Annotated in this window: 26 protein-coding genes; 4 read left to right on the forward strand and 22 right to left on the reverse strand. The window is 62.2% G+C overall.

What is annotated here, in order from left to right; genetic code table 11:
* Positions 1-493: 493 nt before the first annotated feature.
* Together CFB45_RS26680 and CFB45_RS26685 are read right to left on the reverse strand one after the other, a co-directional pair.
* Positions 494-1,462 carry a DUF4435 domain-containing protein gene (locus CFB45_RS26680; protein WP_144025230.1) on the reverse strand — a complete coding sequence of 323 codons (969 nt, stop codon included), beginning with the start codon at positions 1,460-1,462 and terminating at the stop codon, positions 494-496.
* On the reverse strand, positions 1,459-2,877 hold the full coding sequence (locus CFB45_RS26685; protein ID WP_089428121.1) for an AAA family ATPase: 1,419 nt from the start codon (positions 2,875-2,877) through the stop codon (positions 1,459-1,461). Before CFB45_RS26685 ends, CFB45_RS26680 begins: the two co-directional genes overlap by 4 nt.
* Before the next feature lie 641 nt (positions 2,878-3,518).
* Here CFB45_RS26685 and CFB45_RS39575 point away from each other — a divergent pair.
* Positions 3,519-4,043, forward strand: a complete 525-nt coding sequence (locus CFB45_RS39575; protein WP_256978365.1) for a hypothetical protein — start codon at positions 3,519-3,521, stop codon at positions 4,041-4,043.
* Between the two features lie 47 nt (positions 4,044-4,090).
* On the opposite strand, the gene CFB45_RS39580 is transcribed toward CFB45_RS39575, so the two are convergent.
* From CFB45_RS39580 to CFB45_RS26720, 7 genes are all read right to left on the reverse strand, one after another.
* Positions 4,091-4,444, reverse strand: coding sequence for a hypothetical protein (locus CFB45_RS39580; protein ID WP_256978366.1), 354 nt, complete (start codon positions 4,442-4,444; stop codon positions 4,091-4,093).
* A 105-nt stretch (positions 4,445-4,549) separates the two neighbouring features.
* Positions 4,550-6,412 (reverse strand): methyl-accepting chemotaxis protein, encoded by a 1,863-nt coding sequence (locus CFB45_RS26695; RefSeq protein WP_089428122.1) that lies wholly within the window; start codon positions 6,410-6,412, stop codon positions 4,550-4,552.
* A gap of 140 nt (positions 6,413-6,552) precedes the next feature.
* Positions 6,553-7,515: a hypothetical protein gene (locus CFB45_RS26700; RefSeq protein ID WP_089428123.1), complete on the reverse strand. Its 963-nt coding sequence runs from the start codon at positions 7,513-7,515 to the stop codon at positions 6,553-6,555.
* 48 nt (positions 7,516-7,563) lie between these two features.
* Positions 7,564-8,244: an OmpA/MotB family protein gene (locus CFB45_RS26705; protein WP_089428124.1), complete on the reverse strand. Its 681-nt coding sequence runs from the start codon at positions 8,242-8,244 to the stop codon at positions 7,564-7,566.
* 39 nt (positions 8,245-8,283) lie between these two features.
* Positions 8,284-9,048, reverse strand: a complete 765-nt coding sequence (locus CFB45_RS26710) for a flagellar motor protein (protein WP_089428125.1) — start codon at positions 9,046-9,048, stop codon at positions 8,284-8,286.
* Between the two features lie 13 nt (positions 9,049-9,061).
* Entirely contained in the window at positions 9,062-10,303 is a 1,242-nt protein-coding gene (locus tag CFB45_RS26715) for a cyclic nucleotide-binding domain-containing protein (protein ID WP_089428126.1), read from the reverse strand.
* A gap of 237 nt (positions 10,304-10,540) precedes the next feature.
* Positions 10,541-11,206 (reverse strand): glutathione S-transferase family protein, encoded by a 666-nt coding sequence (locus tag CFB45_RS26720; protein ID WP_089428127.1) that lies wholly within the window; start codon positions 11,204-11,206, stop codon positions 10,541-10,543.
* Positions 11,207-11,495: 289 nt separating this feature from the next.
* Here CFB45_RS26720 and CFB45_RS26725 point away from each other — a divergent pair, with 289 nt between their 5' ends.
* Positions 11,496-12,851: a polyhydroxyalkanoate depolymerase gene (locus CFB45_RS26725; RefSeq protein ID WP_089428128.1), complete on the forward strand. Its 1,356-nt coding sequence runs from the start codon at positions 11,496-11,498 to the stop codon at positions 12,849-12,851.
* 105 nt (positions 12,852-12,956) lie between these two features.
* On the opposite strand, the gene CFB45_RS26730 is transcribed toward CFB45_RS26725, so the two are convergent.
* The 12 genes from CFB45_RS26730 to kdpA all read right to left on the reverse strand — a co-directional run bounded on the left by CFB45_RS26730 (position 12,957) and on the right by kdpA (position 24,935).
* Positions 12,957-13,415 (reverse strand): DUF3761 domain-containing protein, encoded by a 459-nt coding sequence (locus CFB45_RS26730; protein ID WP_089428129.1) that lies wholly within the window; start codon positions 13,413-13,415, stop codon positions 12,957-12,959.
* Between the two features lie 61 nt (positions 13,416-13,476).
* Complete coding sequence (locus CFB45_RS39125) at positions 13,477-13,614, reverse strand: HHHH-motif protein (RefSeq protein WP_167347852.1); 138 nt, start codon at positions 13,612-13,614, stop codon at positions 13,477-13,479.
* 314 nt (positions 13,615-13,928) lie between these two features.
* Positions 13,929-14,363 carry a cupin domain-containing protein gene (locus CFB45_RS26735; protein ID WP_089428130.1) on the reverse strand — a complete coding sequence of 145 codons (435 nt, stop codon included), beginning with the start codon at positions 14,361-14,363 and terminating at the stop codon, positions 13,929-13,931.
* A gap of 93 nt (positions 14,364-14,456) precedes the next feature.
* Positions 14,457-15,224: an ABC transporter ATP-binding protein gene (locus CFB45_RS26740; protein ID WP_041493635.1), complete on the reverse strand. Its 768-nt coding sequence runs from the start codon at positions 15,222-15,224 to the stop codon at positions 14,457-14,459.
* Positions 15,225-15,257: 33 nt separating this feature from the next.
* Positions 15,258-15,971 carry an ABC transporter permease gene (locus CFB45_RS26745; RefSeq protein WP_089428131.1) on the reverse strand — a complete coding sequence of 238 codons (714 nt, stop codon included), beginning with the start codon at positions 15,969-15,971 and terminating at the stop codon, positions 15,258-15,260.
* Positions 15,968-16,657 carry an ABC transporter permease gene (locus tag CFB45_RS26750; protein WP_089428132.1) on the reverse strand — a complete coding sequence of 230 codons (690 nt, stop codon included), beginning with the start codon at positions 16,655-16,657 and terminating at the stop codon, positions 15,968-15,970. The genes CFB45_RS26745 and CFB45_RS26750 overlap by 4 nt, the downstream gene beginning before the upstream one ends.
* Positions 16,658-16,831: 174 nt before the next feature.
* Complete coding sequence (locus CFB45_RS26755; protein WP_089428133.1) at positions 16,832-17,605, reverse strand: ABC transporter substrate-binding protein; 774 nt, start codon at positions 17,603-17,605, stop codon at positions 16,832-16,834.
* A 273-nt stretch (positions 17,606-17,878) separates the two neighbouring features.
* On the reverse strand, positions 17,879-18,631 hold the full coding sequence (locus CFB45_RS26760; RefSeq protein WP_089428134.1) for a response regulator: 753 nt from the start codon (positions 18,629-18,631) through the stop codon (positions 17,879-17,881).
* Positions 18,628-20,334: a DUF4118 domain-containing protein gene (locus CFB45_RS26765; protein ID WP_089428135.1), complete on the reverse strand. Its 1,707-nt coding sequence runs from the start codon at positions 20,332-20,334 to the stop codon at positions 18,628-18,630. The genes CFB45_RS26760 and CFB45_RS26765 overlap by 4 nt, the downstream gene beginning before the upstream one ends.
* An 80-nt stretch (positions 20,335-20,414) precedes the next feature.
* Positions 20,415-22,463 (reverse strand): potassium-transporting ATPase subunit KdpB, encoded by a 2,049-nt coding sequence (gene kdpB / locus CFB45_RS26770; RefSeq protein ID WP_089428136.1) that lies wholly within the window; start codon positions 22,461-22,463, stop codon positions 20,415-20,417.
* A 56-nt stretch (positions 22,464-22,519) separates the two neighbouring features.
* Positions 22,520-23,221, reverse strand: coding sequence for a potassium-transporting ATPase subunit KdpC (kdpC, locus tag CFB45_RS26775; RefSeq protein WP_179255105.1), 702 nt, complete (start codon positions 23,219-23,221; stop codon positions 22,520-22,522).
* Positions 23,222-23,231: 10 nt separating this feature from the next.
* The gene (gene kdpA / locus CFB45_RS26780; protein WP_089428137.1) at positions 23,232-24,935 is read right to left on the reverse strand and encodes a potassium-transporting ATPase subunit KdpA; all 1,704 of its coding nucleotides are present in this window, start codon (positions 24,933-24,935) and stop codon (positions 23,232-23,234) included.
* Between kdpA and CFB45_RS39130 the strand changes: the two genes are divergently transcribed.
* Complete coding sequence (locus CFB45_RS39130) at positions 24,934-25,104, forward strand: hypothetical protein (protein ID WP_174975849.1); 171 nt, start codon at positions 24,934-24,936, stop codon at positions 25,102-25,104. The genes kdpA and CFB45_RS39130 overlap by 2 nt on opposite strands.
* On the opposite strand, the gene kdpF is transcribed toward CFB45_RS39130, so the two are convergent.
* Complete coding sequence (gene kdpF, locus CFB45_RS39280; RefSeq protein ID WP_206147752.1) at positions 25,074-25,400, reverse strand: K(+)-transporting ATPase subunit F; 327 nt, start codon at positions 25,398-25,400, stop codon at positions 25,074-25,076. The two genes, CFB45_RS39130 and kdpF, sit on opposite strands and share 31 nt — an antisense overlap.
* 89 nt (positions 25,401-25,489) lie before the next feature.
* Here kdpF and CFB45_RS26790 point away from each other — a divergent pair, with 89 nt between their 5' ends.
* The gene (locus tag CFB45_RS26790) at positions 25,490-25,804 is read left to right on the forward strand and encodes a hypothetical protein (protein WP_089428139.1); all 315 of its coding nucleotides are present in this window, start codon (positions 25,490-25,492) and stop codon (positions 25,802-25,804) included.
* Positions 25,805-25,857 lie beyond the last annotated feature (53 nt).

Here is a 25,857-nt window from a genome sequence, read left to right on the forward strand (position 1 = left end):
ACACCTCATGATATGCCCTGCCCACAAAATCACGGATAGGTCCGCGAATAGCAATACAACAACTTGCGTGGCACATGCCCTTACTCTAGCCACCTTCGACACAATAAACCGGCTGCGGCCCGGCTGCATTAAAACGAGGCTATGGTCGAAGATATCCTCAATTCGCATTGATTGTTTATCCTATCCTCGTTCGCCGATCACTTCAGACGTCACATACCAATTGCTACAAGAGATTCTCGCCAAAACGTCCAATGGGAGTTTTCCCACTACAGAAACCTTCCTTGGCAGTTCACCTCACGATTGCGTAAGACGTCATCAATATGACTATCGATGGATCGCACTAGACATAAAGCGCCCACCACGTCATTGTGATACATAGCAACCGAAACATTCGAAATAACTCACCGAAAGAAACACTTGACACGTATATCTGCGCAAGTGTTACTTTCGACAAACCGGAGTCATTGACATTGCGGCATCGACTCATACGCGATCAGCCGTTCTGAAGCCGTTGCGGCACCGAAATCCGAATGCCAAAATCCCGAGCTTGTTGCGTGATTTCGCTCCAGCACTCGTCAATTATTGTTGAGAAAGAATCATCAGGAACACGGGAAATATATGACAGGTAACGCTGAAGCACTGACAAATCCAAGAGTGCGGTCCCAAGTCTTCGGTCGAAATAATCCGTCACGAGATATAGAAGATGCTTTCCACTCAAATGATCTACTGGCGTGTTTTCAACAGCAAGGACGTGCCCTTCAGGCACTTCAAATGCCTTTTGAAGATTCTCATCGAGAATCTCTGGAATCAAAAGATGAGTGTGACTTTCCTCGCAAGCCGCAAGGAAGCGTTCCTTGTAGTTCTGCACCCAATCTGCGGAAAGCCCACCCAACTCCTCATCCACCAACTCACTTGGTGAAACTTTCGTCGTGTCAATCGGAACATTTTCTCGCCGCGCGACTATGAAATAGCGGGTCAACTCCGCATAATTATCGAGCAAGCGATCGTAGAATTCATCATAGTCCGCCACCTTCTCTTCTGCGTCAGCATGTCTCGCAGGCTCGTCCATTCTCTCAATTGCGACATCCAAAATCGCATCCCTATCAATTAGATAATTCTCAAAGCAGTGTTTTTTAAAATTAACCAACCCCACCAAATCAACCACCGGCCCAAGCTGGCCAAGAAGATCCCGAAAATCAAGATCTATAATTCCAATTCTAGGCTTCCCGAAGGCATTTTCACTTCGTAATTTTTTTATAACTTCCGAACAACCATTTAAACACAAAACCATTGGCCTGCGAATTTCAGGAAACAACCTCTTGACAAATCGATCATACAAAGACTCTTGGCCGGCATCCTCGAAATAAAACAAGACATCCGAATTCGGCGCCAACATCAAATCCCTTACAAACAGCGCGTCTTCCCCGTAAATTACGCCCCCGCGATCTTTTTTTCGGTTCACAGGACGCCCTCCCCACCTTCATCATCATGGTAAGCCGGATTAAGAATCACCAATTTGTCTGGCGCATAGCCGACAATCTCCGGCGTATGCGTCGCCAAAACAATCTGGGATTCTTCAGGCTTAACTGCATTTAGACCTTCCAAAAGCCTACGTTGCCAGGTCAAATGCAAAGACAACTCCGGCTCATCGATTATATAGATGCCAGGAGATTTTGTTATAAAACAAAGATACGTGATAACAATGAGAATTTGCCGCTCACCAGATGAAAGAGCGCTCAGAGAACGAAGCCTATCACCATCCCGATTATAATCATCCCTCTTCCAATACCTCTTATTAACCAAAGAAAATCCAAGCACATTCGTTTTCTCATCGAACTCAAGCCTCTTTCCGCACTCCAGAAAGAACGAATTTAATGTTTTTATATATTTATCAATTTTAGCATAAGCCGATTTTGTATCCTTTTGCTCAATCTCAAATATCTTCAAAAGCTTAGCAATTCTACTTTGCCGACTCTTCAAAACCCCCTCGATTGCCTGCAAACTTTTCTCCGACCTCTCATCTCGCACGATCTTTAAAAGAGCCCTTGAGTCCTTGAAGTATCTCTCAACTTCCAGCAGAAGAGATTCGTCCTTTGGCATCGCAGAGGATCTCTTTACCTCTCTCTCGAGTTGATTTATATTCCTCTCAAATCTCTCAACAGTAAATTCACCAGGAACTGGCTGAAACAGATCATCAGAAAACGAAAGCGAAAAGGAACTCTGATAAGCCTTCGTACGAATTTTCTCCAGATTATTCTTATATTCGGTATAGTGTTGCGTGGTTACTCGCAACACTACATCGAGCGGATCCTCCGCCTTGAGACCCCTCAATGCGGCAGCAGCCCTAACACCCGATTCTTCAATGGAAATATTTCCCGATGCATCAGATGCAGCCAAGGTCCGATCGACGCGAAGAAAGGTCAAGGAGATAGATTCAAAAATCCCTCTAATTGCGGATTCGTCATTTGCAAAATCTACGAATAATGAATTTTGAAGCCAAGCAGCCTCCTGAATTCCGAATGATTTATAGATCCAAGGAACACTACTCGAATTTAAATCCGATTTGATAGGCTTAGGTATATTTATTGATTTAAATTCCTGACCGTCTCTGATGACAGAAACCTTAATCGCAGCACTATCAGATTCAAGAGCAACACTATATCGACTTTCCTCATCAAAAAAACCCAACCGGGCACTTGAAAACTGGGTAGCCAGCAGTCGACCGGTATCAAATCTAACAATATCCGATATCAAAGTTAAAATACTTGTCTTCCCAGACCCATTCATCCCCACGATAACCGTAAGATCGTCATAGAAATCCATTTCCGCATCTATTACTCCGTGAAGCCCCACAACAGAAAAAAAATTGATTTTCATGTTTCATCCAGATATTTAAAAAATCCAACAATCTGCGCACTCACCTCAGCAGAAACTCAGCCGCCACGTACAGAATGTTACCCACCGTCACCACAAACTTGAGGATAAGTTAATTTCAACAGAACTGCACGCCAATGCACGTAACGCATACGCGCATGCGCCACTATTGCTTGGGCTGCTGAGGCACCCATGTCAGATGCACGTATATGACCCGCTCGAGCGGCGCAATACACATACTGACCCAATAGCGTCACACTAGTATCTTTAACCACGTATCTCACGATATGAATCCCAATGCGGTGATATCTCGAGCAAATACTACCGTTGATCGCGCGGCGCTATACCGTAGCATCTGCTCGAAGAGCCATTTCTAACGGCTATATTTAACCCGTCTATATTCTGATGAGAATCGCGTCGATGTCTGCGTCGACCACATCACGGTTCATCGACTGCGCAATTGACGCGTAGATGTCACGGAAACATATACAGCCAACTCAAAAAAGCAGGTAATTGGCAGATTTCGACTTCCGTCGCCTTCATTCTATGCGACATCGCCTCGGGTCGATCGGAGGATTCGAAGGAGATAGTCACGGCTGAAGATGTTGGGAGAGCGGAAAATTGAAGTATCCGGCGACGATCAAGTGATCGAGGTCGACGTCAATCTGGTCTCTCATCGCAGATATGTCAGCGATGCTTTCAATGTTTTAGAATATTTAAAAAGTGGTCAAATCCCATCGTACTTTGATATCACAAACAATGCGACTCCGATACAATCGCGAGCTATTGAAAACCTTGTCCATTATTGCCCGAACCTCCGATACAATCCGCGAATAGCTCTTCTGTTTGGGGAAGTGTTTCGCAAAGCAAGCCTGCCGCTGCTCATCAACTACCCGCCCCGACCCACAAGCCTCAATTCCCTGCACCATCACATCTCTCCAGAGAACATAAACCCGCTCCCCTGCCTAACCACCACCACCAACATATTCGGCCCCACCGGCACCCCGTCCTGGCGTTCCTCAACCAGCAACGCCTTTAACACCTCATCAGCCGTCTTCCGCTTCACAGGCAACTCGGCAGAGCGATATACCGTCGCATCATCCCCCAAACAAGTCCGTATAAAACGTCACGCTATCGAAGATAACGGCAACATCATCCGTCGACTTTAACTCCAAATTCGCCGCTTTCGTCCGAGCGGTCAAAAGCGGTAACGTCGTCACACTGCGACTCTCCTTCCCGCCATCCGATTTGAGGGACATCCCACCCGGCCCGGTTTCATCCCGTTATCGACAACGAGGCTCTGCACGGTACTCCCCGCCTTCGCCGAAAACCCATTCGCCTTGACCGTCCCGACAAGCTTAACCAGCCGCGCATTCACCTCGGCCGTGTATTTCTTGTCCAGATCCGCCTGATCTTCCATCCGCGCCGCCGTAATCGCGTCGACGGCTTTCTTCCGATAGGCGAGATAAGAATCGGTCGGCGATGCAATCACCTTCGCCCCCACCGCAGCCGCCACCGCGACGAGCACCGCTGCCCCCACCCCGATCTTCCACTTGGAAATGCGTTTCATTTTTATAGACGTCACCGAATCCCGCGCAAACATGCAAAAACGGCTGCCGTGACCCCACGGCAGCCGTCCCTCAGAAACGCCTTATTCTAAATCGCGAAACAGACTTTAATCATCCACCTTGAAAGCCGACACCAATCGAGTCAATTCCGCCGCCTGCTGCTTCAAGCTCGCCGCAGCCGCCGCGCTTTCCTCGACCAGCGCCGCATTCTGCTGCGTCATCTGATCGAGCGACTGCACCGCGTCCCCGATCTGATCGATACCGGCGCTCTGCTCCAGGCTCGCCTCGGCGATCTCGCTCATCATCGCGCTCACGCCTTGAACCTGCGACACGACATCGCGCATCACCTTCCCGGCCTCACTCACCAGCCGCGACCCGGTATTCACCGTTCCCGCGCTATGCTCGATCAGCGTCTTGATCTCCTTCGCCGCCTGCGCGCTGCGCTGCGCCAGATTCCGCACCTCAGAAGCCACCACCGCGAACCCGCGCCCCTGCTCCCCGGCCCGTGCCGCTTCCACCGCTGCATTCAGCGCAAGAATGTTCGTCTGAAACGAAATACTGTCGATCATCACGATGATCTCGGAGATCCGCTGCGACGCGTCGCTGATCTCCTGCATCGTGCTCACGACCTCACCCACCACCTGCCCGCCGCGCGCCGCCGTATCGGCAGCACCATTGATCATCTTCGCGGCCGTCGTCGCCGTTTCGGTGTTGTTCCGCACCACGGCCGTGATTTCTTCCATCGACGAAGCCGTGCGCTCCAGGTTGCTCGACTGCCCTTCGGTGCGTTCGCTGAGGTCCGCATTCCCCGTCGCAATCTGCGCCGACCCGGTCGCAATCGACGAGGAAGCCGCTCGAATGCTGTGCACCAGCGTCGACAGCGACGACACGAACCGGTTGAACGCATCCGACAACTGCCCGATCTCGTCCTGGCTCTCGACCGTCATCCGGCGCGTGAGATCGCCCTGCCCGCTGGCGATTTCCGACAGCAGCGTCGCCGCGCGGCGGATCGGCGCGGCAATCGCACGCCCCACCAGCCAGATCACGAGCAACGCGACACCCAGCCCCACCACAGCCGCAACCAGCGCAGCGCTACGAATCGCACGCGTCACCGGCCCGAGCAGTTCAGCCTGCGGCACCTCGACAACCACATACGCATTCAACTCCGGAATGAACGACGTCGCGATGAAACGCGCACCTCCATCACCGTTGTAGCTCAGGTACGCATACGGCTGACCAGCCAGCAGCGTCGACGAAGCATCCCCCGGCAACCCCTGCTGGTCCTTCATGAAATGCTTGCCGTCGATCAGCGCCGTATCGCGATGCATCATGATCGCGCCGTCGGGACGCACGAGATACGCGAACCCGGTCTCGCCGATCCGGTAAGCAGCGATACCCTTCGCGAGCGCATCGACCGACAAGCTCATACAGGCCGCACCAATCGGCACACCATCAAGTTCAACACGGCTGTTGATGAACATCATGTAACCGCCGACCGTCACCTCGCGGTCCATGTTCACATCGAACGCCTTCCCGGACGACAGGAAGCCGGTCAGCCACTGATCCTTGTCGGTCACCTTCCGCTGCAGGCCTGATTCGTTGTAGTAGTTGCCGCTCTTCACGGACACCCACTGCACCGACGCCGCCTTCTGCTCGTCCTTCACGTTCTTCGCGAGCTGGATCCAGTTGCGCGTGCCGGCGTCGGGTTCGCCTTCGGCTTCCCATTGCAGCAGGAACGCATCGCGCGCGAGAATCCGCGACGCGGCGATCGGCCCGGCCATCTGCCGCTGCACGTCGGCGCGGATGCCGTTCACGGCCGTCGGCAGCTCTTCGCGCACGACGCGATCTCGCACCGCGTTGCCGATCAGGCGGATGCTGAGTCCGCTAGAAATCGCGACGAACACGAGCAGGCAACTCGTCATGCTGAGAATCAGCTTGTTCTGTATGGAAAGCTTGCGCCAGAAATGCATGGGGAACCCTCGATAACCGCTCGGTCTGAGCCAGTTTGGGTTATCGGCATGCACGCGCAGAACCGCATCGCTGATCTCACATGTTCATCATGCGAGATTCGTTATGTTGTTGTCAGGCGGGCGTTCGACAGGCGCTTCAGCTAACGTTGTTGCCCGGTGGAATGCGGTTCGATCTCACCTTGTTGAACACCTGGGGGCGCCGACGACGAGGCACTGCCGCCAACCGACTGAAGCGTGATCCTGTATTCGTACACGGCCACGGCAAGTTTAAAGCCGACCGCGACCGTAACAGTCAAAACCAGGAACGATGCCGCGGCCATCTGCAGCAGTGAGAACAGCGCATCATTCGGAAACGCAGCATCAACTTCGTCTAGCAATCGTGCCAGTTCCTCGCGGCCGCCGCCCTCAATTGTCAGCAGCACGGGACGCAAGCGGTCCAGCATCGCCGTCACAGCGGCGTGCCGCTGAATTGCGTCTGTTTCCTTCTCGATGATCTCGACCATCTGCCTCACCGACGGCCGGGAGGTACACGCGTCCGCCGTCACGCCAAGACGGCAGGTCTGCTCGGTCAGTTCCTTGATTTTCGTGAGATCCGCATCGACCGATACGGCAGCCGGCCGCAGGAATCGCGTATCGAACGAGTAGTAGGAAGTCACCAGAGAAAACGCAGCGCCCAGTACCGACATCGCCGCGAATATCTCCCCGATCATCTTGTACAACGTTCGCTTCTTCTCGACCTGGCTCTTGAGCTGGCGCTTCACATCATCAGGAGCATCCTTCCGCAGATCACCCAATTTCGCATGTGCCGCCATCAGGGACCGATGGCGCAGCGTTCCGATCAACGCAACATAACCGCAAGCCCACGGCAGCGGTATCCAGCGCCACTGCCCCCACCAGGAGTACGTGTTATGACTTGCCATCCATGGACCCAGCCAGAAATGGCACATCAATGTGATCACCACCGTGAATACGATCGTCTGGATGATCAGGAACCTCGGCGTCAAGTCCGCTGTCGACGCACGCATCAACAGTTCGGCAAAGGCGCGAGCACCTCGCTTCCCGTTGCGATCGGCAACGCCCTCAAAATTATTCTCGTTCGACATCCACGCTTTCCCTCAGGTTCAGATTTTGTGTGAACACCAGCAAACCAATCAATATGCAACGAAGATCGTGACACGCCGGTTGCGCGTCCGCGCGGACGCATCGTCCCCCGCGACGAGCGGCTGCGTATCGGCCCGCCCGATCGCCGCGAGCCGGTGCGGGGCGACGCCGCGCTCGGTCAGGTAGCGCACGACGCTCCCCGCGCGCGCCGACGACAGCTCCCAGTTCGATTCGTATTTCGCGTTCGCGATCGGCACGCTGTCGGTGTGCCCTTCGACGAGAATGTCGCCGGTCGCGTGATCGCTTAGCGCCCGCGCGATCTGGTTCAGCACGGGCGACGAATCGGGCAGCAGGCGCGCATCGCCGACGTTGAACAGGATCTTCGCGTCAATGCCAATCTCCACGCCATGCGGCGCTTTCACCAGCGAGATTCGGCCGTTCGACTTCAACGACTCGAGCAACGCGAGCCAGGGCGGCGAGTGCTCAGGCGTCACGGCAGCGGTAGCAGCAGTGGATGCGCTCGCCGCACTTTCAGCATGCCGCGCGAGCGTCTGGTATCGCGCATCGAGCGCGTTGTATTTCGCGAGCTGGAGCACGTACAACGCGAGAAACAGCACCATCAGCGTCGTGATGAGATCCGCGTACGAAATCAGCCAGCGGCCGGATTGCGCGCCTTCGAGTTCGTCGTCGTCGCGATCGGCAGCAGATGCACCATCAGTTCGAGCAGTCATGCGATTGGCATTCCGGGTTCGTCGTACGGCACACGCACATCACGCAAGCGATTCGACCGCGCGCCCGCGCACGTCGCCGGTCAGGCGCGTCTCGATCGTATGCGGCGATTCCTTGCGTGAGATCGCGAGCAAGCCGTCGAGATACAGCTTACGAAACCGCAGCTCGCTGTCGATCTGCGCGCGCAGCTTGCCGTAAAGCGGCAGGAACACGAGGTTCGCGAATGCCAGCCCGTACAGCGTCGCGATGAACGCGACTGCGATGCCCGGCCCGAGCTGTGCCGGTTCGAGAATATGGCTCGTCACCTGCACGAGCCCGAGCACCGACCCGAGAATGCCGAACGTCGGCGCATACCCGCCGGCCTGCTGCCACACGCGCGCGGCGGCGAGGCGGCTGCGTTCGTAGGCATCGAGTTCGCGCTGCAGGGCGTCTTCGAGCACGGCGGTCGACACACCGTTCGCCAGCAGTTCGAGCCCGCGGCGCGCGAACGGATGGATGCCGCTCACGTCCATCGACTCGAACGCGAGCAGCCCGTCGAGCTTCGCGCGGTCGCCCCATTCGAGCAGGTCGGACAGGTTCTTGCGATCGACCTCGCGCGCCCGCACGAACGCGAGCCGCAATTGCTTCACCGCGTCGAAGAAGCGCGCCCAGGTGTTCTGGATCATCACCGCGCCGAGCGTGCCGCCGAGCACGATGACAAGCGCCTCGAACTGGAACAGCATCGAGAAATGCCCGCCTTCCAGCGCGAAACCGAACACGATCGCCGCACCACCCAACAGCACACCGACCAGGGTCAACAGGTCCATGCGTGCCTCCTCGTCATGCGTCCGATGCCGATGCGACCGGCACCGTGCCCGCCGCCGGCGCCTTCGCCGCGCGCACGGCATCCAGCACGCGTTGCTCGATGTCCTCGATCTCGACCGGATCGAGCTTGAGCTCGCGGCGCATCACCCACGACACCTCGTTGCGCCGCGCCTCGGTCATCACGGAGAACAGCTTGTCGGCTACCGCGCGATCGTCGAGATTCGCGATCAGCTTCGCGAGATCGTAGGTATCGAACGCGCTGATGACGTCGAACAGCGTGCGCTGGTCGATCGACACGAGATCCTCCAGCGCGCGCACCTCTCCCCGTCGCGCGTTGCGTCGCGAGAAGTACGTCACGCCCTTCTGTTCGACGTAACTGAGCACCTTCGATTTGCGGAACGCGAACAACTCGTCTGCGATCTCGCCGTTCGACAGTTTGTTGAGCAGCATCGTCTTCTCGACACCGATCAGCGCTTCGAGATCGGCCAGTTCGATGAGTTCGAGTTCGCTGTTGATCGACAGGTCGAGATCGTGATCGGCCACCTGCTGCGCGCGATCGATCACGCGCGCGGCGTCGAACGTGACGACTTGGCGCGCATCCGACGACGCAGAATAATCGACCGCTCCGCCCGCATGGTCCGCCTGCGCGGCCTCGATCGTGACGAGATTGAGCTTCTCCATGCGTCGCAGCATCGCGAGCACGTGCGGCCGCGAGTGGCCGGCAATCGCGCGGCATTTGCGGATCACGTCGGCGAGCGGCACCGAGGTTTCGGCCGCATGGGCCTGCATCGGCCGGCGCGCCCAAGCGTCGCCGCCATCGCGCGCTTCGGCCCCCGCCATCAGCGACAGCACATGCGCATACGACAGCACGCCCGGCATGAAGTCGGCATGGGTGTAGGTGGCGAGTTGGTCGTCCTTGCGCTTCACGCGGCGGATCATCGTTCGCACGATGTGACGCAGCAGCGCCGATACACGCTCGATTTCCTCGTCGAGCATGCCGGCCGGCACGACCGTCAGCTGACAGAATGAAAGTGCCTTCGCGGTATGAGCACGCGGCTCGGCTGCGAGCAGCGCCGATTCACCGAAGAACTCGCCGCGGCCGAGTGTCGCGACGACGACGCGCTTGTCCTCGCATCGCGTCGACAGCTCGACCTTGCCGTCGGTGATCAAGAAGATGACGGGCTCGCCCGCAAAACCCTCGGAGTAAATGATTTCCCCGGGCGCCGCTGTACGCGTCCACGATTGCTGACGATTCACGTCGATTCCCCTGCTGCGCTGATTTTTTCGGACTGCGCGTCACACGTCGAAAGCATGTGATCGCGAGTCATCCCCGTGACTCGTTTACGTCAGCGGGCTCAACATCCTTTAGGGAATTCGTCCTCGTTTCGAACCGAAATCAAGGTAAAACGTTTGCGGATCCTGCGGCCACACCGGAAAGTTCATTTCGATGCCTGCGCGTGTAGTGCAATTGAAAGCGCCGGACGAACCCGCGCGTCAGAACTCCATGTCGAGTTCGTCGATGTCTTCGTGCTCCGCCTTCGCCGCATCGATCCATTCCGTCACGAACGGATGCGCGAGCACCTGCATGCAGTACTCGGCGATATCGGGTTCCAGTTTCACGTCGTAGGTCAGGAAGCGCGTGACGACCGGCGCATACATCGCGTCGGCGATGCCGATCTCCGCGCCGAACAGCCAGGGGCCGCCGTACGCGGCCAGGCACTCGCGCCAGATCGTCACGATCCGCTCGATGTCGTGCTGCGCACGCGACCAGATGCGGAAGCCGGGGAAGTGCGCGCGCAGGTTCATCGGCAACGCGGAGCGCAACGCGCTGAAACCGGAATGCATCTCGCCGCAGATCGACCGGCAATGCGCGCGGGCTCGCCGGTCTTCAGGCAGCAGCCGCGCCTGCGGCCGGATTTCATTCAGGTATTCGGCGATCGCGAGCGTGTCCCACACCGTATTGCCGTCGTGGGTGAGGCACGGCACGAGAATCGACGGCGACAGCAACAGCAACTCCGCGCGCGACGCGGCGTCGATCGGTACGCTGACCGTCTCGAACACGAGGCCGCTCAGCTTCGCGAGCAGCCAGCCGCGCATCGACCACGACGAGTAATTGCGGCTGCTGATGGTCAGCGTCGTCTGTCTTCCGGTGACGTCCATGTCGTTCCCCTGTTCAAAACCGTTCGTGCCCCTGCACCGAAAACAGACGCTGCGTGGTGCCGCCCGCACCATGCCGGTGCCGCGCATTCGCCGAACTGGCGCAGCGCAGCACGCTGTCGCGTCACGTGCCGCACGACAGGTCGGCCGGGCAACGCATCACGTGCGGCTGCCGTGTGTCGCGTGCCGCCTGCGTCGCCGCGTTTCCGAACCGCGTGCAACGCGCGTGCCAGCCGCAGGCTGGCACATCGCTTGCCTCGTTCCATGCAACGCGGCACAACGAGCGACAGCCATGAATCTGCTTGCCTATCCGTTCTATCAATGGTCTGCAGAATGCACGCGCCCGGCGCGCGCATGGGCCGCCGCCGCACGCGCGACGATGTCGCTGTGGCCGCCCGCCACCGCGACGCCGACCGGCCGCATGCTCGACGCGCTGTGCGAACTGCTCGAATGCTGCGCGTTCTCGCATCGGCGTCCGCCGTTCGGCATCGCGTCGATCGTCGTCGACGGTGAAGCGGTGCCGATCGTCGAGGAAGCCGCCGCGGGCACACCGTTCGGCACGCTGCTGCATTTCCGCAAGGCATTGCCGGTGGCGCGCCAGCCGCGCGTGCTGATCGTCGCACCCATGTCCGGGCATTTCGCGACGCTGCTGCGCGGCACCGTGCACACGATGCTCGCCGACCACGACGTGTACATCACCGATTGGCACAACCCGCGCGATATCCCGCTGACGGCCGGACGGTTCGGCTTCGACGAATACGTCGCGCACGTGATCGACTTCATCCACCAGATCGGCCCGGACGCGCATGTGCTCGCGATCTGCCAGCCGACCGTCGCCGCGCTCGCGGCAGTCGCGTTGATGGCTGCCGGCGGCGATCCGGCGCAGCCCGCGAGCCTGACGCTGATGGCGGGCCCGATCGATTGCCGCGTGAATCCGACGAAGGTCAACGCGCTCGCGACGAGCCAGCCGATCGAATGGTTCGCGCGCAACCTGATCAGCGTCGTGCCGGCGGGCTTCGTCGGTGCGCAGCGCTGCGTGTATCCGGGCTTCGTGCAGGTGGGCGCGTTCATGTCGATGAATCCCGATCGCCATGCGGCGTCGTTCGCCGATCTGTATTACGAACGCGCGAAGGGCGACCCGGCAAAAGCCGACACGCTGCGGCACTTCTACGACGAATACTTCGCGACCGCCGATCTCACCGCGGAGTTCTATCTGGAAACGGTCGAGAAGGTGTTCCAGCAATACGCGCTCGCGCGCGGCGAGCTGACGGTCGGCGACCGGCTCGTCGAGCCGGCGGCGATTCATCGCACCGCCCTGTTGACGATCGAAGGCGAGAAGGACGATATCTGCGCGGTCGGCCAGACGGTGGCCGCGCAGGAGCTGTGCTCGGGGTTGCCGCCGTACCTGAAGACGCATCACGTGCAGACGGGCGCAGGTCACTACGGCGTGTTCAACGGCAGCCGCTGGGAAAAGCAGATCTATCCGATCGTGCGCGCGACGATCCACGACAACGAGCCATACGATCGCACTGCCGATGCAGACGGTCACGCGGACGGCACACACTACGTGACGCTGCGCGCGCTGCTCGACGCCCGCGCAACCGCGCCCGATGCAGCGACCGACACGCAATCGCAGCTCGCCCACTGAAGCCGGACGGCGCTGAAAATGAAACGCCCCGCCGGGGGTGGCGGGGCGTGAGGTGCTGCAGCGTGCGGACGACGCGCGAGGGAGCGGCTCGCGCGTCAGCCTGCGTTACGAACAGGCCTTGCCGTGCGACGCGTGGTAGCCCTTCGCCTTCGCGTCGGCTTCCGACATGTAGCTGCCGTGCTTCGTCTTGCCGTAGTACTTGTCGGTCGAGCAGTGATAGACCTTCGTGCTGTCATTGGCCCATACCTTGCCCGCGCCGCCGCCCGGCGCTGCCGCCGCGGTCGTCGCTGCCGCGCTCTTCGCCGGCGCGGTGGCGGATGCCGGGGCTGCCGTTGCCGGTGCGGCGGCCGGTGCGCTCGCGGCTGCCGCCGACGATGCGCCGTACCAGGTCTTCACACCCTTGTGGCCCGCGCATGCGCCCTTCTTCGATGCGCCCGAGTAGAACGAGCCGTCCTTGCACAGACCGGTCGTGCCGGCCGGCGCGCTGGCCGGAACCTGCGCGAACGCACCGATCGACATACCCATGCCGGCGACCAGCGCGGCGATCAACATCGTCTTTTTCATAGTCCTCTCCTGATTTGCCTGAATGAAGCCTGCGTTCCGGGTATCCCCGGGAAAGTCGCGGTTACCGCACCCAGCGGCACACGCGATGGTGGTGATGATCGAAATGACACACACGGTGCGAATGCGCTTCGGCCAGTGCCGGAGCAAGAACGGCACATGCCACTGCGGTGGCCGTCAGGATCTTCGCGATGCGCTTCATGAAACTCTCCCGGGTAACTCAACCGGTGATCCGGCTGGTACTTCCTTAACGCCGGTCGTCGACTAGCCGTGCACCGCATCCACGCGCAATTGACGATCTTTGACATCGCGGCGCCGTCAACGCAGCGAAGCTGACGAATGTCTTTCTTTTCTTTCTGGATCTTCAGCTTCGCGACCTTTCGGAATTCGAAAGAATGTGAAGCAGGAAACGCGGATCGCACGGAAACCTCCGTGGAACGCGCAAGAAAAAACCGCCACGAAGGCGGTTTGTCACAAACAGGCGTAAGGACGATGCACGCGAATGCACGGCGGCAGCTACGCCCCCGCCTCGCCCCACGGTGTCGGCGGCGGCACCGCGCACGGCCCTTCGACGTCGATCGACTTGAAATCGGCGGGCCCGACGATCTCCAGATACTCCATGTCCGGCGAGTAGTCGAACAGATAGTGGACGATCCCCGGCGCCTGGTGCACGCAGTCACCGGCCGCCACCAGCGTTTCCTGGTCGCCGTACATGAAGCGCGCCCAGCCCTTCAGCATGATTACGATATGGAACTCGGCCTCGTGACGGTGCCAGCCGGTGCCCGCCTCCGGTGCATGATTCGCCCTGACGAGTTGCGCGACGACCTTGCCGTTCGTCGCGGCCGCGATACCGAGATCGCGATACAGGAAGAAGTCGCGCAGGCCTTCGCCGCGATACGCGGTGTCCTGCGGCTTCACATGGGAAAAGGCGGTGGTGGTCGGCGTGCTCATCGCGGTGCTCCTTCATCGAAAGGATCCCGCGTGACAAGCATTTAGCGTTCCAGTATGCGGCGTCGCGGATGATGCGCGACGCCGCCTGCCGGCTTACTTCAACCGCCCCGACAGAAACTGCCCGAGCCGTTCGCTCTTCGGATTCACGAGAATCTCCTGCGGATTCCCTTCCTCCTCGATCTTCCCCTGATGCAGGAAGATCACGTGATTCGACACGTTGCGTGCGAAACCCATCTCGTGCGTGACGACGACCATCGTGCGGCCTTCCTCGGCGAGCTTCTGCATCACCTTCAGCACTTCGCCCACCAGCTCCGGGTCGAGCGCCGACGTCGGCTCGTCGAACAGCATCACCTCCGGCTCCATCGCGAGCGCGCGTGCAATCGCCACGCGCTGCTGCTGGCCGCCCGACAGGTGCGACGGATACATGCCCTCGACGCGCGGCGCGAGGCCGACCTTCTCCAGGTACTTGCGCGCCCGCGCGATCGCTTCGTCCTTGCTGACGCCGAGCACGGCCATCGGCGCTTCGATGATGTTCTCGAGCACCGTCATGTGGGCCCACAGGTTGAAGTGCTGGAACACCATCGACAGCTTCGTGCGCATCCGCTGCAGCTGCTTCTGGTCGGCCACGCGCAGCGAGCCGTTGCGGTCGCGCGTGGTCTGGATCGGCTCGCTGCCGATCGTGATCTGCCCGGAGCACGGCTGCTCGAGGAAGTTGATGCAGCGCAGGAACGTGCTCTTGCCGGAGCCGCTCGAGCCGATGATGCTGATCACGTCGCCGGCCTTCGCCTTCATCGACACGCCCTTCAACACCTCGTTGTCGCCGAACTTCTTGTGCAGGTTGTCAACGGTAAGCTTGTACATGCTGGGTCCTTCCTTGCGAATCTTGCGAATGCGTTAATGGCCGCGCGGCGAGAGGTACGCGAGCCAGCGCGTCTCGAGCTTGCGGAACGCCCAGATGAGCGTGAACACGACGGCGGCGTACAGCACGGCCGCGATGCCGTAGGCCTGGAACGACATGTAGGTGGCCGAATTGACGTCGCGCGTGATCTTCAGGATGTCGGGCACGGTCGCGGTGAACGCGAGCGTCGTCGCGTGCAGCATCAGGATCACTTCGTTGCTGTAGCTCGGCAGCGAGCGGCGCAGCGCGGACGGCAGGATGATCCGCGTATAGAGCTTGAAGCGCGACATCCCGTAGGCCATGCCTGCCTCGATCTCGCCGGCCGACGTCGCCTTGATCGCGCCCGCGAAGATCTCGGTGGCATACGCGCATTCGTTCAGCACGAACGCGAGCAGCGTGCAGTTCATCGCGTTGCGGAAGAACGTGTCGAGCAGCACGTGGTTGTGCACGACCTGCAGGCTGTAGATGCCCGTGTAGCACATCAGCAGCTGCACGTAGAGCGGCGTGCCGCGGAACACGTACGTATAGAGCCACACCGGGCCGGAGATCCAGCGGTTCGACGATGCGCGCGCGATCGCGAGCGGCACGGCGAGCGCGAAGCCCAGCGCGATCGACACGACCAGCAGCCACAGCGTGATCGCGAGGCCGCTGAAGCGGTAGCCGTCGGTGTAGAGATAGCTTTGCCAGTACTGGCTGACGAGTTCGATCACAGTGCGAGCCTCCGGACGCCGACGGAATAACGCTTCTCGAGGTGATGCAGCACGACGTTGGACACCGTCGTGATCGCGAGGTAGATCGCGCCTGCAGCCAGCGTGAAGAAGAAGAAATCGAGCGTGCTCTTGCCGGCGTCCTGCGACGCCTTGACGACGTCGGCGAGGCCGATGATCGACACGAGTGCGGTGGCCTTCACGAGCACCTGCCAGTTGTTGCCGATGCCGGGCAGCGCGAAGCGCATCATCTGCGGGAACAGGATGCGGTGGAACACGCGCCAGCCGCTCATCCCGTACGCGAAGCCCGCTTCGAGCTGGCCGCGCGGCACCGCGAGGAACGCGCCGCGGAACGTCTCGGTGAAGTACGCGCCGTAGATGAAGCCGAGCGTGATGACGCCGGCCACGAACGGGTCGATGTCGATCTGGTCCCAGCCGAGCATGTCGGTGACGTTGTTCAGCAGGATCTGGATCCCGTAGAACAGCAGCAGCATCAGCACGAGGTCCGGCACCGCGCGGATCAGCGTCGTGTAGAAGGTGCCGATCGACTTGAGCATGCGGTTCGTCGACAGTTTGGCGCTCGCGCCGATGAGGCCCAGCACGAGCGACGCAGCGAGCGACAGCACCGCGAGCTTCACGGTTTCCACCGTGCCGGCCCACAACAGCGGGCCAAATCCTTGGAAGATCATATGAGGGATCCAGAACGATGTGGCTGGATTGTCAATAGCCATTACCCGGGCATCAAACGATATCTACGCACTACCTGATGCAGCCTGCTCATCAAGTCGGACGCATCGCGCGAAGCGGGCTGCACCCACGACAGACGCGGCACGCACCGCAACCGATGCGCGCCGCATGGAAGATCAGCCGCCGTAGACGTCGAACGCGAAGTACTTCTTCTCGAGCTTCTTGTACGTGCCGTCCTTGATGATGTCGGCGATCGCATGGTCGATCTTCGCCTTCAGGTCGGCGTCGTCCTTGCGCAGCCCGATGCCGGCGCCGTTGCCGAGCGTCTTCGGATCGTCGATGTCCTTGCCGGCGAATGCGAAGTTCGCGCCGCGCGGCGTCTTCAGGAAGCCGATGTCGGCCTGCACCGCGTCCTGCAGCGCCGCGTCGAGGCGGCCCGACATCAGGTCCTGGTACACGCCGTCCTGGTTCTGGTACGGCACGACCTGCACGCCCTTCGGCGCCCAGTAGGCCTTCGCGTAGGTTTCCTGGATGGTGCCCTGCTCGACACCCACCGACTTGCCCTTCAGCGATTCGGCCGTCGGCTGCAGGTTCGCGCCCTTCTTCGTGACGAGGCGCGTCGGCGTGTTGAACAGCTTGTCGGAGAACGCGATCTGCTCGGCACGCGCCGGCGTCATCGACATCGACGACAGCACGCCATCGAACTTCTTCGCCTTCAGCGCGGGAATCATCCCGTCGAAGTCGTTCTCGATCCACACGCATTTCGCCTTCAGGCGGGCGCAGATCTCGTTGCCGAGATCGACGTCGAAGCCGACGACCTTGCCGCTTGCGTCTTTCGATTCGAACGGCGGATAGCTGGCGTCGACGCCGAACCGGATCGTCGACCAATCCTTGGCGTGGGCACCGACCGCGATGCAGGCAAGGGCAATACTGAGCGCGAGTTTCTTCATGGCGTTCCTGTCAGAGGCGAACGGGGCCGGGTTCCGTCGGGCAGCGCCGCCGTGAACCCTTCCAACCCGGAAGCCGCCCGTTCCGGCGACACTCCAAGTTGTACATACAACTTTGCCTTTTCGGAGGGTGCGCCAGCAATCCGTGTTTATCTCTAATTGTCGGACCAATAGGATCGTGGGTCGCAAATTTCCTTATATTTCAATTAATTGCGAATTACATCGAGCTAAACAACCGCTTTCTCCGCGCGCCGGCGCACGGCCGGGAGCGGGATTTCAGTTGTCTAGACCTGCCGATGCCGCACCACGCGGCCCGTCCGCCATGCCGACCGTTTCCAGACCGACCAGCCGGTAGCCGAACTGCAACTCCGTCAGCAGGTGCCGCGGGCGCGCCGGCACCGGTTCGAGCTTTTGCCGCAGGTTCGTCATGTACACGCGCACGTAATGCGCGCGGTCCGCATCATGGATGCCCCACACCTCCGCCAGCAATTGCCGCGCGGCGATCACGCCGCCCCGCGCGCGAATCAGCGCGGCGAGCAGCCGGAATTCGAGACGCGTCAGGTGGACCGGCGTGCCGCCGCGCGCGACTTCGTGCTTGCCGAGATCGACGGTCACGTCGCCGAACCGCACGATCGACGACGATTGCCCGTCGGCCGATACGAACGCCGCGCGCCGCAACTGCGCGCGTGCCCGCGCGAGCAGTTCGGGCACGCCGAACGGCTTCGGCAGGTAGTCGTCCGCGCCCGCGTCGAGCGCCGCGACCTTCTCCACTTCCTGCTGCCGCGCCGACAGCACGATCACCGGCACCGTCGACCACTTGCGCAACTCGCGGATGAAGGTCTTGCCGTCGTCGTCCGGCAGCCCGAGATCGACGATCACGAGATCGGGCTTGCTGCTCGACGCATACATCCGCGCCTCGCGGGCCGTCGATGCCTCGCAGGTGTCGAGCCCCTCCTGTTCCAGCGCCATCCGCACGAAACGGCGGATGTCCGATTCGTCCTCGACGATAAGTACGCGCGATCTGATCATGTCCGGCTCTCGTGTTCGATATCGGGCGGCGCACCCAGTGGCAGGCGAACCTCGAACCGCGCGCCGTGCGGATCGAGCGGCACCGCGCGGATCGAGCCGCCGTGCGCATTGACGATGCTGCGGCACAGCGCGAGCCCGAGGCCGACGCCGCTGATCGACGATTCCTTGCGTTCGCGCTCGAACGGCTCGAACAGCGGCTCGGTGTTGCGCGCGATGAAGCCGGGGCCGTCGTCCTCGACGAACACGTACAGCGTTTCGCCGAACACGCGCGCCCGCACCGCCACGGCCGCGTCCGTGCCCGCATATTTCGACGCGTTGTCGAGCAGGTTCATCAGCACGCGCTCGATCAGCAGCGCGTCGACGTCGATCAGCGGCAGGTCGGCCGGCAAGTCGGTGCTCACGTCGCGGCCGGCCAGCACGCCGGCCGAATGCGCGAGCGCGCTGCCGACGATCTCGTCGAGCATGTGCCATTCGCGATTCAGCCGCACGCCCTCGCTCTGCATGCGCGCGAGATCGAGCAGGTTCACGACGAGCCCGTGCAACGCCTCGGCCTGGTTGCGGATGCCGTGCGCGAGCGCCGCCGGCTGCCCGTCGGCGAGCCGCTCGGGCCGTTCCAGTGTCTCGGCGAGCCCGCGGATCGCGGTCAGCGGCGTCTTCAGGTCGTGCGACACCGCGGCGAGCAGCGCGTTGCGCAGCCGCTCGCCTTCGATGCGGACCAGCGTGTGCTGCGCGACGCCGACGTAGTGCACGCGTTCGAGCGCCATCGCGATCGACGAGCACAATGCGTCGATCAGGCGGCGATCGTCGGGGTCGGTGGGGACCGGCTGTGCGTCGCCGAACAGCACGAGCACGCCGCGCACGCGCATCGGCGCCTTCAGCGGCAGGTACTGCGCGGCCGCGCGCTCGAACGGCGGCAGCCCGCCCCCCGCGCCACGCGCATTCTCGTAAACCCAGCGGGCGATCGGTGCTTCGACGAACCGGGTGTGCTGCGCCGGCATCAGGTGATCATCCGCATCCGGCAATACGAGCGCGACGCGCACGCCCAGCAGCGGCGCGATCGTGCCGGTGCAGATCGATGCGATCTGCTCGGTCTCGATCGCCGCCGACAGGTCATGCGCGACCCGGGCCAGCGCCGCGGAGCGCTTCTCGTTCGCGCGCGCGGCCCGCGCCTCCGCACGCAGGCGCGCCGCGAGCTGGCCGATCGCGAGCGCGACGGCCAGCATCAGCGCGAACGTGAACACGTACTGCGTATCGGACACCGCGAACGACAATCTCGGCTCGACGAAGAAGAAGTCGAAGCAGCCGACGCACACGAACGCGGCCCAAGCGCCGGCGAGCCGGCCGAGCCGCAGCGCGATCAGCACGACGGTCATCAGGAACAGCATCACGACGTTCGACAGGTCGAACACGCGCAGCAGCGCGCTGGCCGCGAGTGTTGCCAGCGCGCACACGAGCGTGGCGAGCAGCAGCGGCACCGCGTACTGCGACATCCACACCTGCGTGCGCGGTCGCGCTTCGCGCACGGCCAGCATCGGCTGCGTGTCGGGCCCGGCGCCCGCGATGCGGTCGGCCAGCATCGCGCATGCGCGCAGCACGCCGCGCCAGCGGTCGCGGCGCACGCCGTCCCCGCCGCCGCGGGCGGCGGTGTCCCGCGGCCCCGTTGCCCGTCGATTCGCTTCGCTCACGTTCACATTCACATCCATGATCGCTTCCGGCAATTGAAACGCCGAACGGCCCCGCGCACGCCGCGAAGGCGTGAGCGGGGCCGCGACGGCGCGTTCGGTCAGATAAACGGCGTCAACAGCATGTCGATCAGCTTGATGCCGATGAACGGCGCGATGATGCCGCCCACGCCATAGATCAGCAGGTTGCGCCCCAGCAGCTTCTCGGCCGGCTCCGCGCGATACTTCACGCCTTTCAGCGCGAGCGGGATCAACGCAACGATGATCAGCGCATTGAAGATCACGGCCGACAGGATCGCCGACGTCGGGCTGTGCAGCCCCATCACGTTCAGCGCGCCGAGCGCCGGATACGTCGCGACGAACGCGGCCGGAATGATCGCGAAATACTTCGCGAGATCGTTGGCGACGCTGAACGTGGTCAGCGCGCCGCGCGTCATGATCATCTGCTTGCCGACCTCGACCACCTGCATCAGCTTCGTCGGGTTGCTGTCGAGGTCGACCATGTTGGCCGCCTCCTTCGCCGCCTGCGTGCCGCTGTGCATCGCGACGGCCACGTCGGCCTGCGCGAGCGCGGGCGCGTCGTTGGTGCCGTCGCCCGTCATCGCGACGAGATGGCCCTTCGCCTGGTGCTCGCGGATCAGCCGCAGCTTGTCCTCGGGCGTCGCCTCGGCGAGGTAGTCGTCGACGCCGGCTTCCGCCGCGATCGCGGCCGCGGTGAGCCGGTTGTCGCCGGTGATCATCACCGTCTTCACGCCGACCTTGCGCAGCTCGGCGAAACGCGCGGCGATCCCGTGCTTGACGATGTCCTTCAGCTCGATCGCACCGAGCACGCGGGCACCGTCGGCCACGACGAGCGGCGTGCCGCCGCGTCGCGCGATGTCGTTGACCGCCGTCTCGACCGCTTGAGGAAACACACCGCCGAGCGCATCGACGTGTGCGCGGATCGCCGACGCCGCGCCCTTGCGCACCTGACGCTCGCCGATGTCGAGGCCGCTCATGCGCGTGCGTGCGCTGAACGGCACGGTGATGCTGCCGGCCGTCGCGGCCACGTCCAGCGAAAAGCGTTGCTTCGCGAGCGCGACGATCGAGCGCCCCTCAGGCGTTTCGTCGGCGAGCGACGACAGTTGCGCGGCCTCGGCCAGCGCACGCTCGTCCACGCCCGGCGCCGGCCGGAACTGCACGGCCTCGCGGTTGCCGAGCGTGATCGTGCCGGTCTTGTCGAGCAGCAGCACGTCGACGTCGCCGGCCGCCTCGATCGCGCGGCCCGACGTCGCGAGCACGTTCGCCCGCATCATCCGGCTCATCCCCGCGATGCCGATCGCCGACAGCAGCGCGCCGATCGTCGTCGGGATCAGGCACACGAGCAACGCGATCAGCACGGTCAGGCTCACCGCCGTGCCCGACGCGTTCAGCAGCACGCTGAACTGCGAGAACGGCAGCAACGTCACGCACACGAGCAGGAAGATGATCGTCAGCGCGACGAGCAGGATCGTCAGCGCGACCTCGTTCGGCGTCTTGCCGCGCTTCGCGCCTTCGACCATCGCGATCATCCGGTCGAGAAATGCCTCGCCCGGTTGCGCGGTGATTTTCACGATGATCCAGTCGGACAGCACGCGCGTGCCGCCCGTCACCGACGAAAAATCGCCGCCCGACTCGCGGATCACCGGCGCGGATTCGCCGGTAATCGCCGATTCGTCGACCGACGCGACGCCGTCGATCACTTCGCCGTCGGCGGGAATCGTGTCGCCGGCTTCGACGAGCACGATGCAGCCGGCCGCGAGCTCGTCGCTCGGCACGCGATGGCTGGTGCTGCCGAATTGCTTCGGCTCGTCGAGCACCTTCGCATACACGCGCTTGCGCGCCGCGCGCAGCGCATCGGCCTGCGCCTTGCCGCGCCCTTCGGCCAGCGCCTCGGCCGCATTCGCGAACAGCACGGTGAACCACAGCCAGCACGCGACCGCGAAGATGAAGCCGGCCGGCGCGTCGCCCGTGCCGGCCAGCGCCTGCAACCACAGCACGGTCGTGACGATGCTGCCGAGATACACGACGAACATCACGGGGTTCTTCAACTGCACGCGCGGCGCGAGCTTGCGGAACGCCTCGCGCAGCACGGCCGTCCAGCGCATCGGCGGCACGCCGCCGACCGGCATCGCCGCTGGATTGATCGGGGTTTCGATATGGGACATGAGTGACTCCGTGGTTCCTGCTATTGCTTCGCGCCGGCCGCGTGGCCGAATGCGCGGTCCAGCGCGAGGTTCAGGTCGAGCACGCGCACGCGCGGTTCGCCGAGCACGCCGAGCTGGCGCGGCAACGCGATCCGATCGACCAGCGCCGTGACCTGTGCGGCATCGACGCCGCGCGCCTGCGCGACCCGCGCCGCCTGCAGCCGCGCGTTCGCGACCGAGATCTCGGGATCGAGCCCGGACGCCGATGCGGTCACCGCATCCGCCGGCACCGGCGTGCCGACGGCGAGCGCGTTCTCCTGCCGGTAGGTACGCACCCGCTGCGCGATATCCGCGAGCAGCTTCTTGCTGGTGGCGCCCTGGTTGCTGGCGCCGCTACCGGCCGCGTTGTACGGCTGGTCGACCGTCTTCGACGGATCGGCCGGATCGGTGCCGACCGTCGCGCTCGGCCGCCCGTGGAAGTAGCCGGCACGCGTGAACTGCTGCCCGATCACCGCCGAGCCGACCGTCGTGCCGTGCTGCTGCACGAGACTGCCGCGCGCCTGCGACGGGAACAGCACGTTCGCGACGCCGGTGGTGAGCAGCGGATACGCGATGCCCGTGACGAGCATGAACAGCACCGACGACGCGATCACGGGCCGCACGAGGCCGCGCGTCGCCGCGCCGAACGAAGAACCGGGTGCCGGCGCGGCGGCGGCCGCTGCCTGGCGATTGCCTTGCATCATGATGTTTTCCTCAGAACAGTTGGCCGCCCGACATCATCAGGTGCTCGACGATCGGGCCGAGCGCGAGCGCCGGCAGGAACGTGAGGCCACCGACGACCAGGATCACGAAGACCAGCAGGCCGGCGAACAGGCCCGTCGACGTCGACAGCGTGCCGGCGCTTTCCGGCACGCGCTTCTTCGCGGCGAGGCTGCCCGCGACCGCGAGCATCGGCAGCAGCGTCAGGTAGCGGCCGATCAGCATCGCGAAGCCGATCGTCGTGTTGAAGAACGGCGTGTTCGCGTTCAGGCCCGCGAACGCGGAGCCGTTGTTGGCCGTGCCCGACGTGTATGCGTACAGCACTTCGCTGAAGCCGTGCGGGCCGAGGTTCGCGAGGCTGTCCATCGTCGAATGCAGCATCGCCGCCACCGCGGTGAAGCCGAGGATGCTGAACGGATGCGCGAGCACCGCGAGCATCACGAGCTTCATCTCGCGCGCCTCGATCTTCTTGCCGAGGAATTCCGGCGTGCGCCCGATCATCATCCCGACCAGGAACACCGTGAGGATCGCGAACGTGAACAGGTTGATCAGCCCGACGCCGTCGCCGCCGAACACGTTGTTCAGCATCATCTGCGCGATCGGCACGAGCCCGCCGAGCGGCGTCAGCGAGTCATGCATCGCGTCGACCGACCCGGTGGTCGCGGCCGTCGTGACGGTGGCGAACAGGCTCGTCTGCGCGATGCCGAAGCGCATCTCCTTGCCTTCCATGTTGCCGCCCGGCTGCGTGGCGCTCAGCTGCGGATCGACGCCGAGCCCGGTCACGAGCGGATTGCCGTGCTGCTCGGCCGAATAGATCACAGCCAGGAAGCCGACGAACATCACCACGAACGCAGCGAGGATCACCCAGCCCTGACGGCGCCGGCCGATCATCGTGCCGAGCGCATAGGTCAGTGCGGACGGTATCAGCAGCATCGACAGCATGTGCAGCGTGTTGGTGAGCGGCGTCGGGTTCTCGAACGGATGCGCGGCGTTCATGCTGAAGAAGCCGCCGCCGTTCGTGCCGATATGCTTGATCGATTCGAGGCTGGCTACGGGCCCCATCACGATCTGCTGGCGCGCGCCTTCGAGCGTGGTCGCCCACGCGTCGGACGCGAGCGTCTGCGGCATGCCCTGCCACACGTACACGAGCGCCATCACGAAGCTGAGCGGCAGCAGCACGCGATAGGTCACGCGCGTGAAATCGACCCAGTAGTTGCCAAGGTCGGCCGCGCTCTTGCGGCTCAGCCCGCGGATGAAGCCTCCCGCGGCCGCGACGCCGGTCGCCGCGCTGACCACCATCAGGAACGTGATGACGGCCATCTGCGAGAAGTTCGACAGGCTGCTTTCGCCCGCATACGCCTGCCAGTTCGTGTTCGTGATGAACGACGCGGCGGTGTTGAACGCGAGGTCGGGGCTTTGCGACGCGCGCTGCAGCGCGTCGAACGGCAGCGTGTCCTGGATGCGCAGCAGCAGGTAGCCGAGCAGCATCATCCCGGCATTGCTGAGCAGCAGCACCATGCCGTAGCGCTGCCACGACATCGCTTCGTCGGGATTCACGCCGAGCAGCGCATAGGTCCGGCGTTCGACCCACGCGTGGCGCGGGCTCGTCAAGGCATGCGCGAGCCACTTCCCGACGATGGGCACCAGCGCCAGCATGATCGCGAGAACGATCGCGAATTGAATGAGATTGTTGAACATGTCGACGCTCGCTCAGATCCGGTCAAGGCCGGTGATGAAACCGGCCGTCAAGGCAAAGAACGCGAGCGTGAACAAGATGAAAAGCAGATCGCTCATGACATTCACCGATATTTTCGAATTCCTGTTGAATCGCGCCGATCAATACCGCTCGGGTTGGATCAACGCATGAAACAGATAGATAAAGAGCGCGAGCGACAACGCGCCGGTGATCCACAACATGGCTTTCCCCTTTTTCCTATGCGCGGCAACGCCGCGCGATCGTCGGCGCATCGGGCCTTGCCGTGTCGGCGCAAGCCCGCGTGACGCCCCCATGCTCAGTTGGCGAATGGGATGCGACAGTGTAGAAATCCGCGTATCAAAGCGGTGTTCAATTTCTTTACGCGGAGTAAAAAAGCTGTAAAGACGAAAGCCGGCGGCGATGGCGTTTTTATGTGTTCTTTTCAGGGCCAATACGAGTCTATACACCGTATCTTCACCGCGATTCCTAGAATGGGCGACATGTCCAAGACGAGATCTCCGCGGTGCGGAACACGATGCGACCCGGGGATGCCAGCATGAAACCGACCAGAACCGAAACCGCCGCCTCACGCGACCTGCCGCCCGTTCGTTCACGGCGCCGGTGCTCTGCCGACGCGCTCGTGCTGCTGTCGATCCGCGTCGAATCGGACAACCTCGTCGTCGTGCGGCGCCTGCTGCACCAGGCGGTCGGCACCGCGCTCAATTTCTATACGGCCGCGATCGACAACCGCACCGGGCGCGCGTGCATCGAGCTCGAAGTCGCGCGGTCGCAGGCGTCACCCGCGATCCTGTCGATTCTCCGCCTGCTGCCGGCCGCCGAATTCGGCACGATCCGCCTGCTGCAGCACTAGCCGGCCTCCGATGCGGCCGCGCGTGACACGCGTCACGCGCCCGCTCCCCCTTT

This window comes from Burkholderia sp. HI2500 (assembly GCF_002223055.1).
Classification (GTDB): Bacteria; Pseudomonadota; Gammaproteobacteria; order Burkholderiales; family Burkholderiaceae; genus Burkholderia.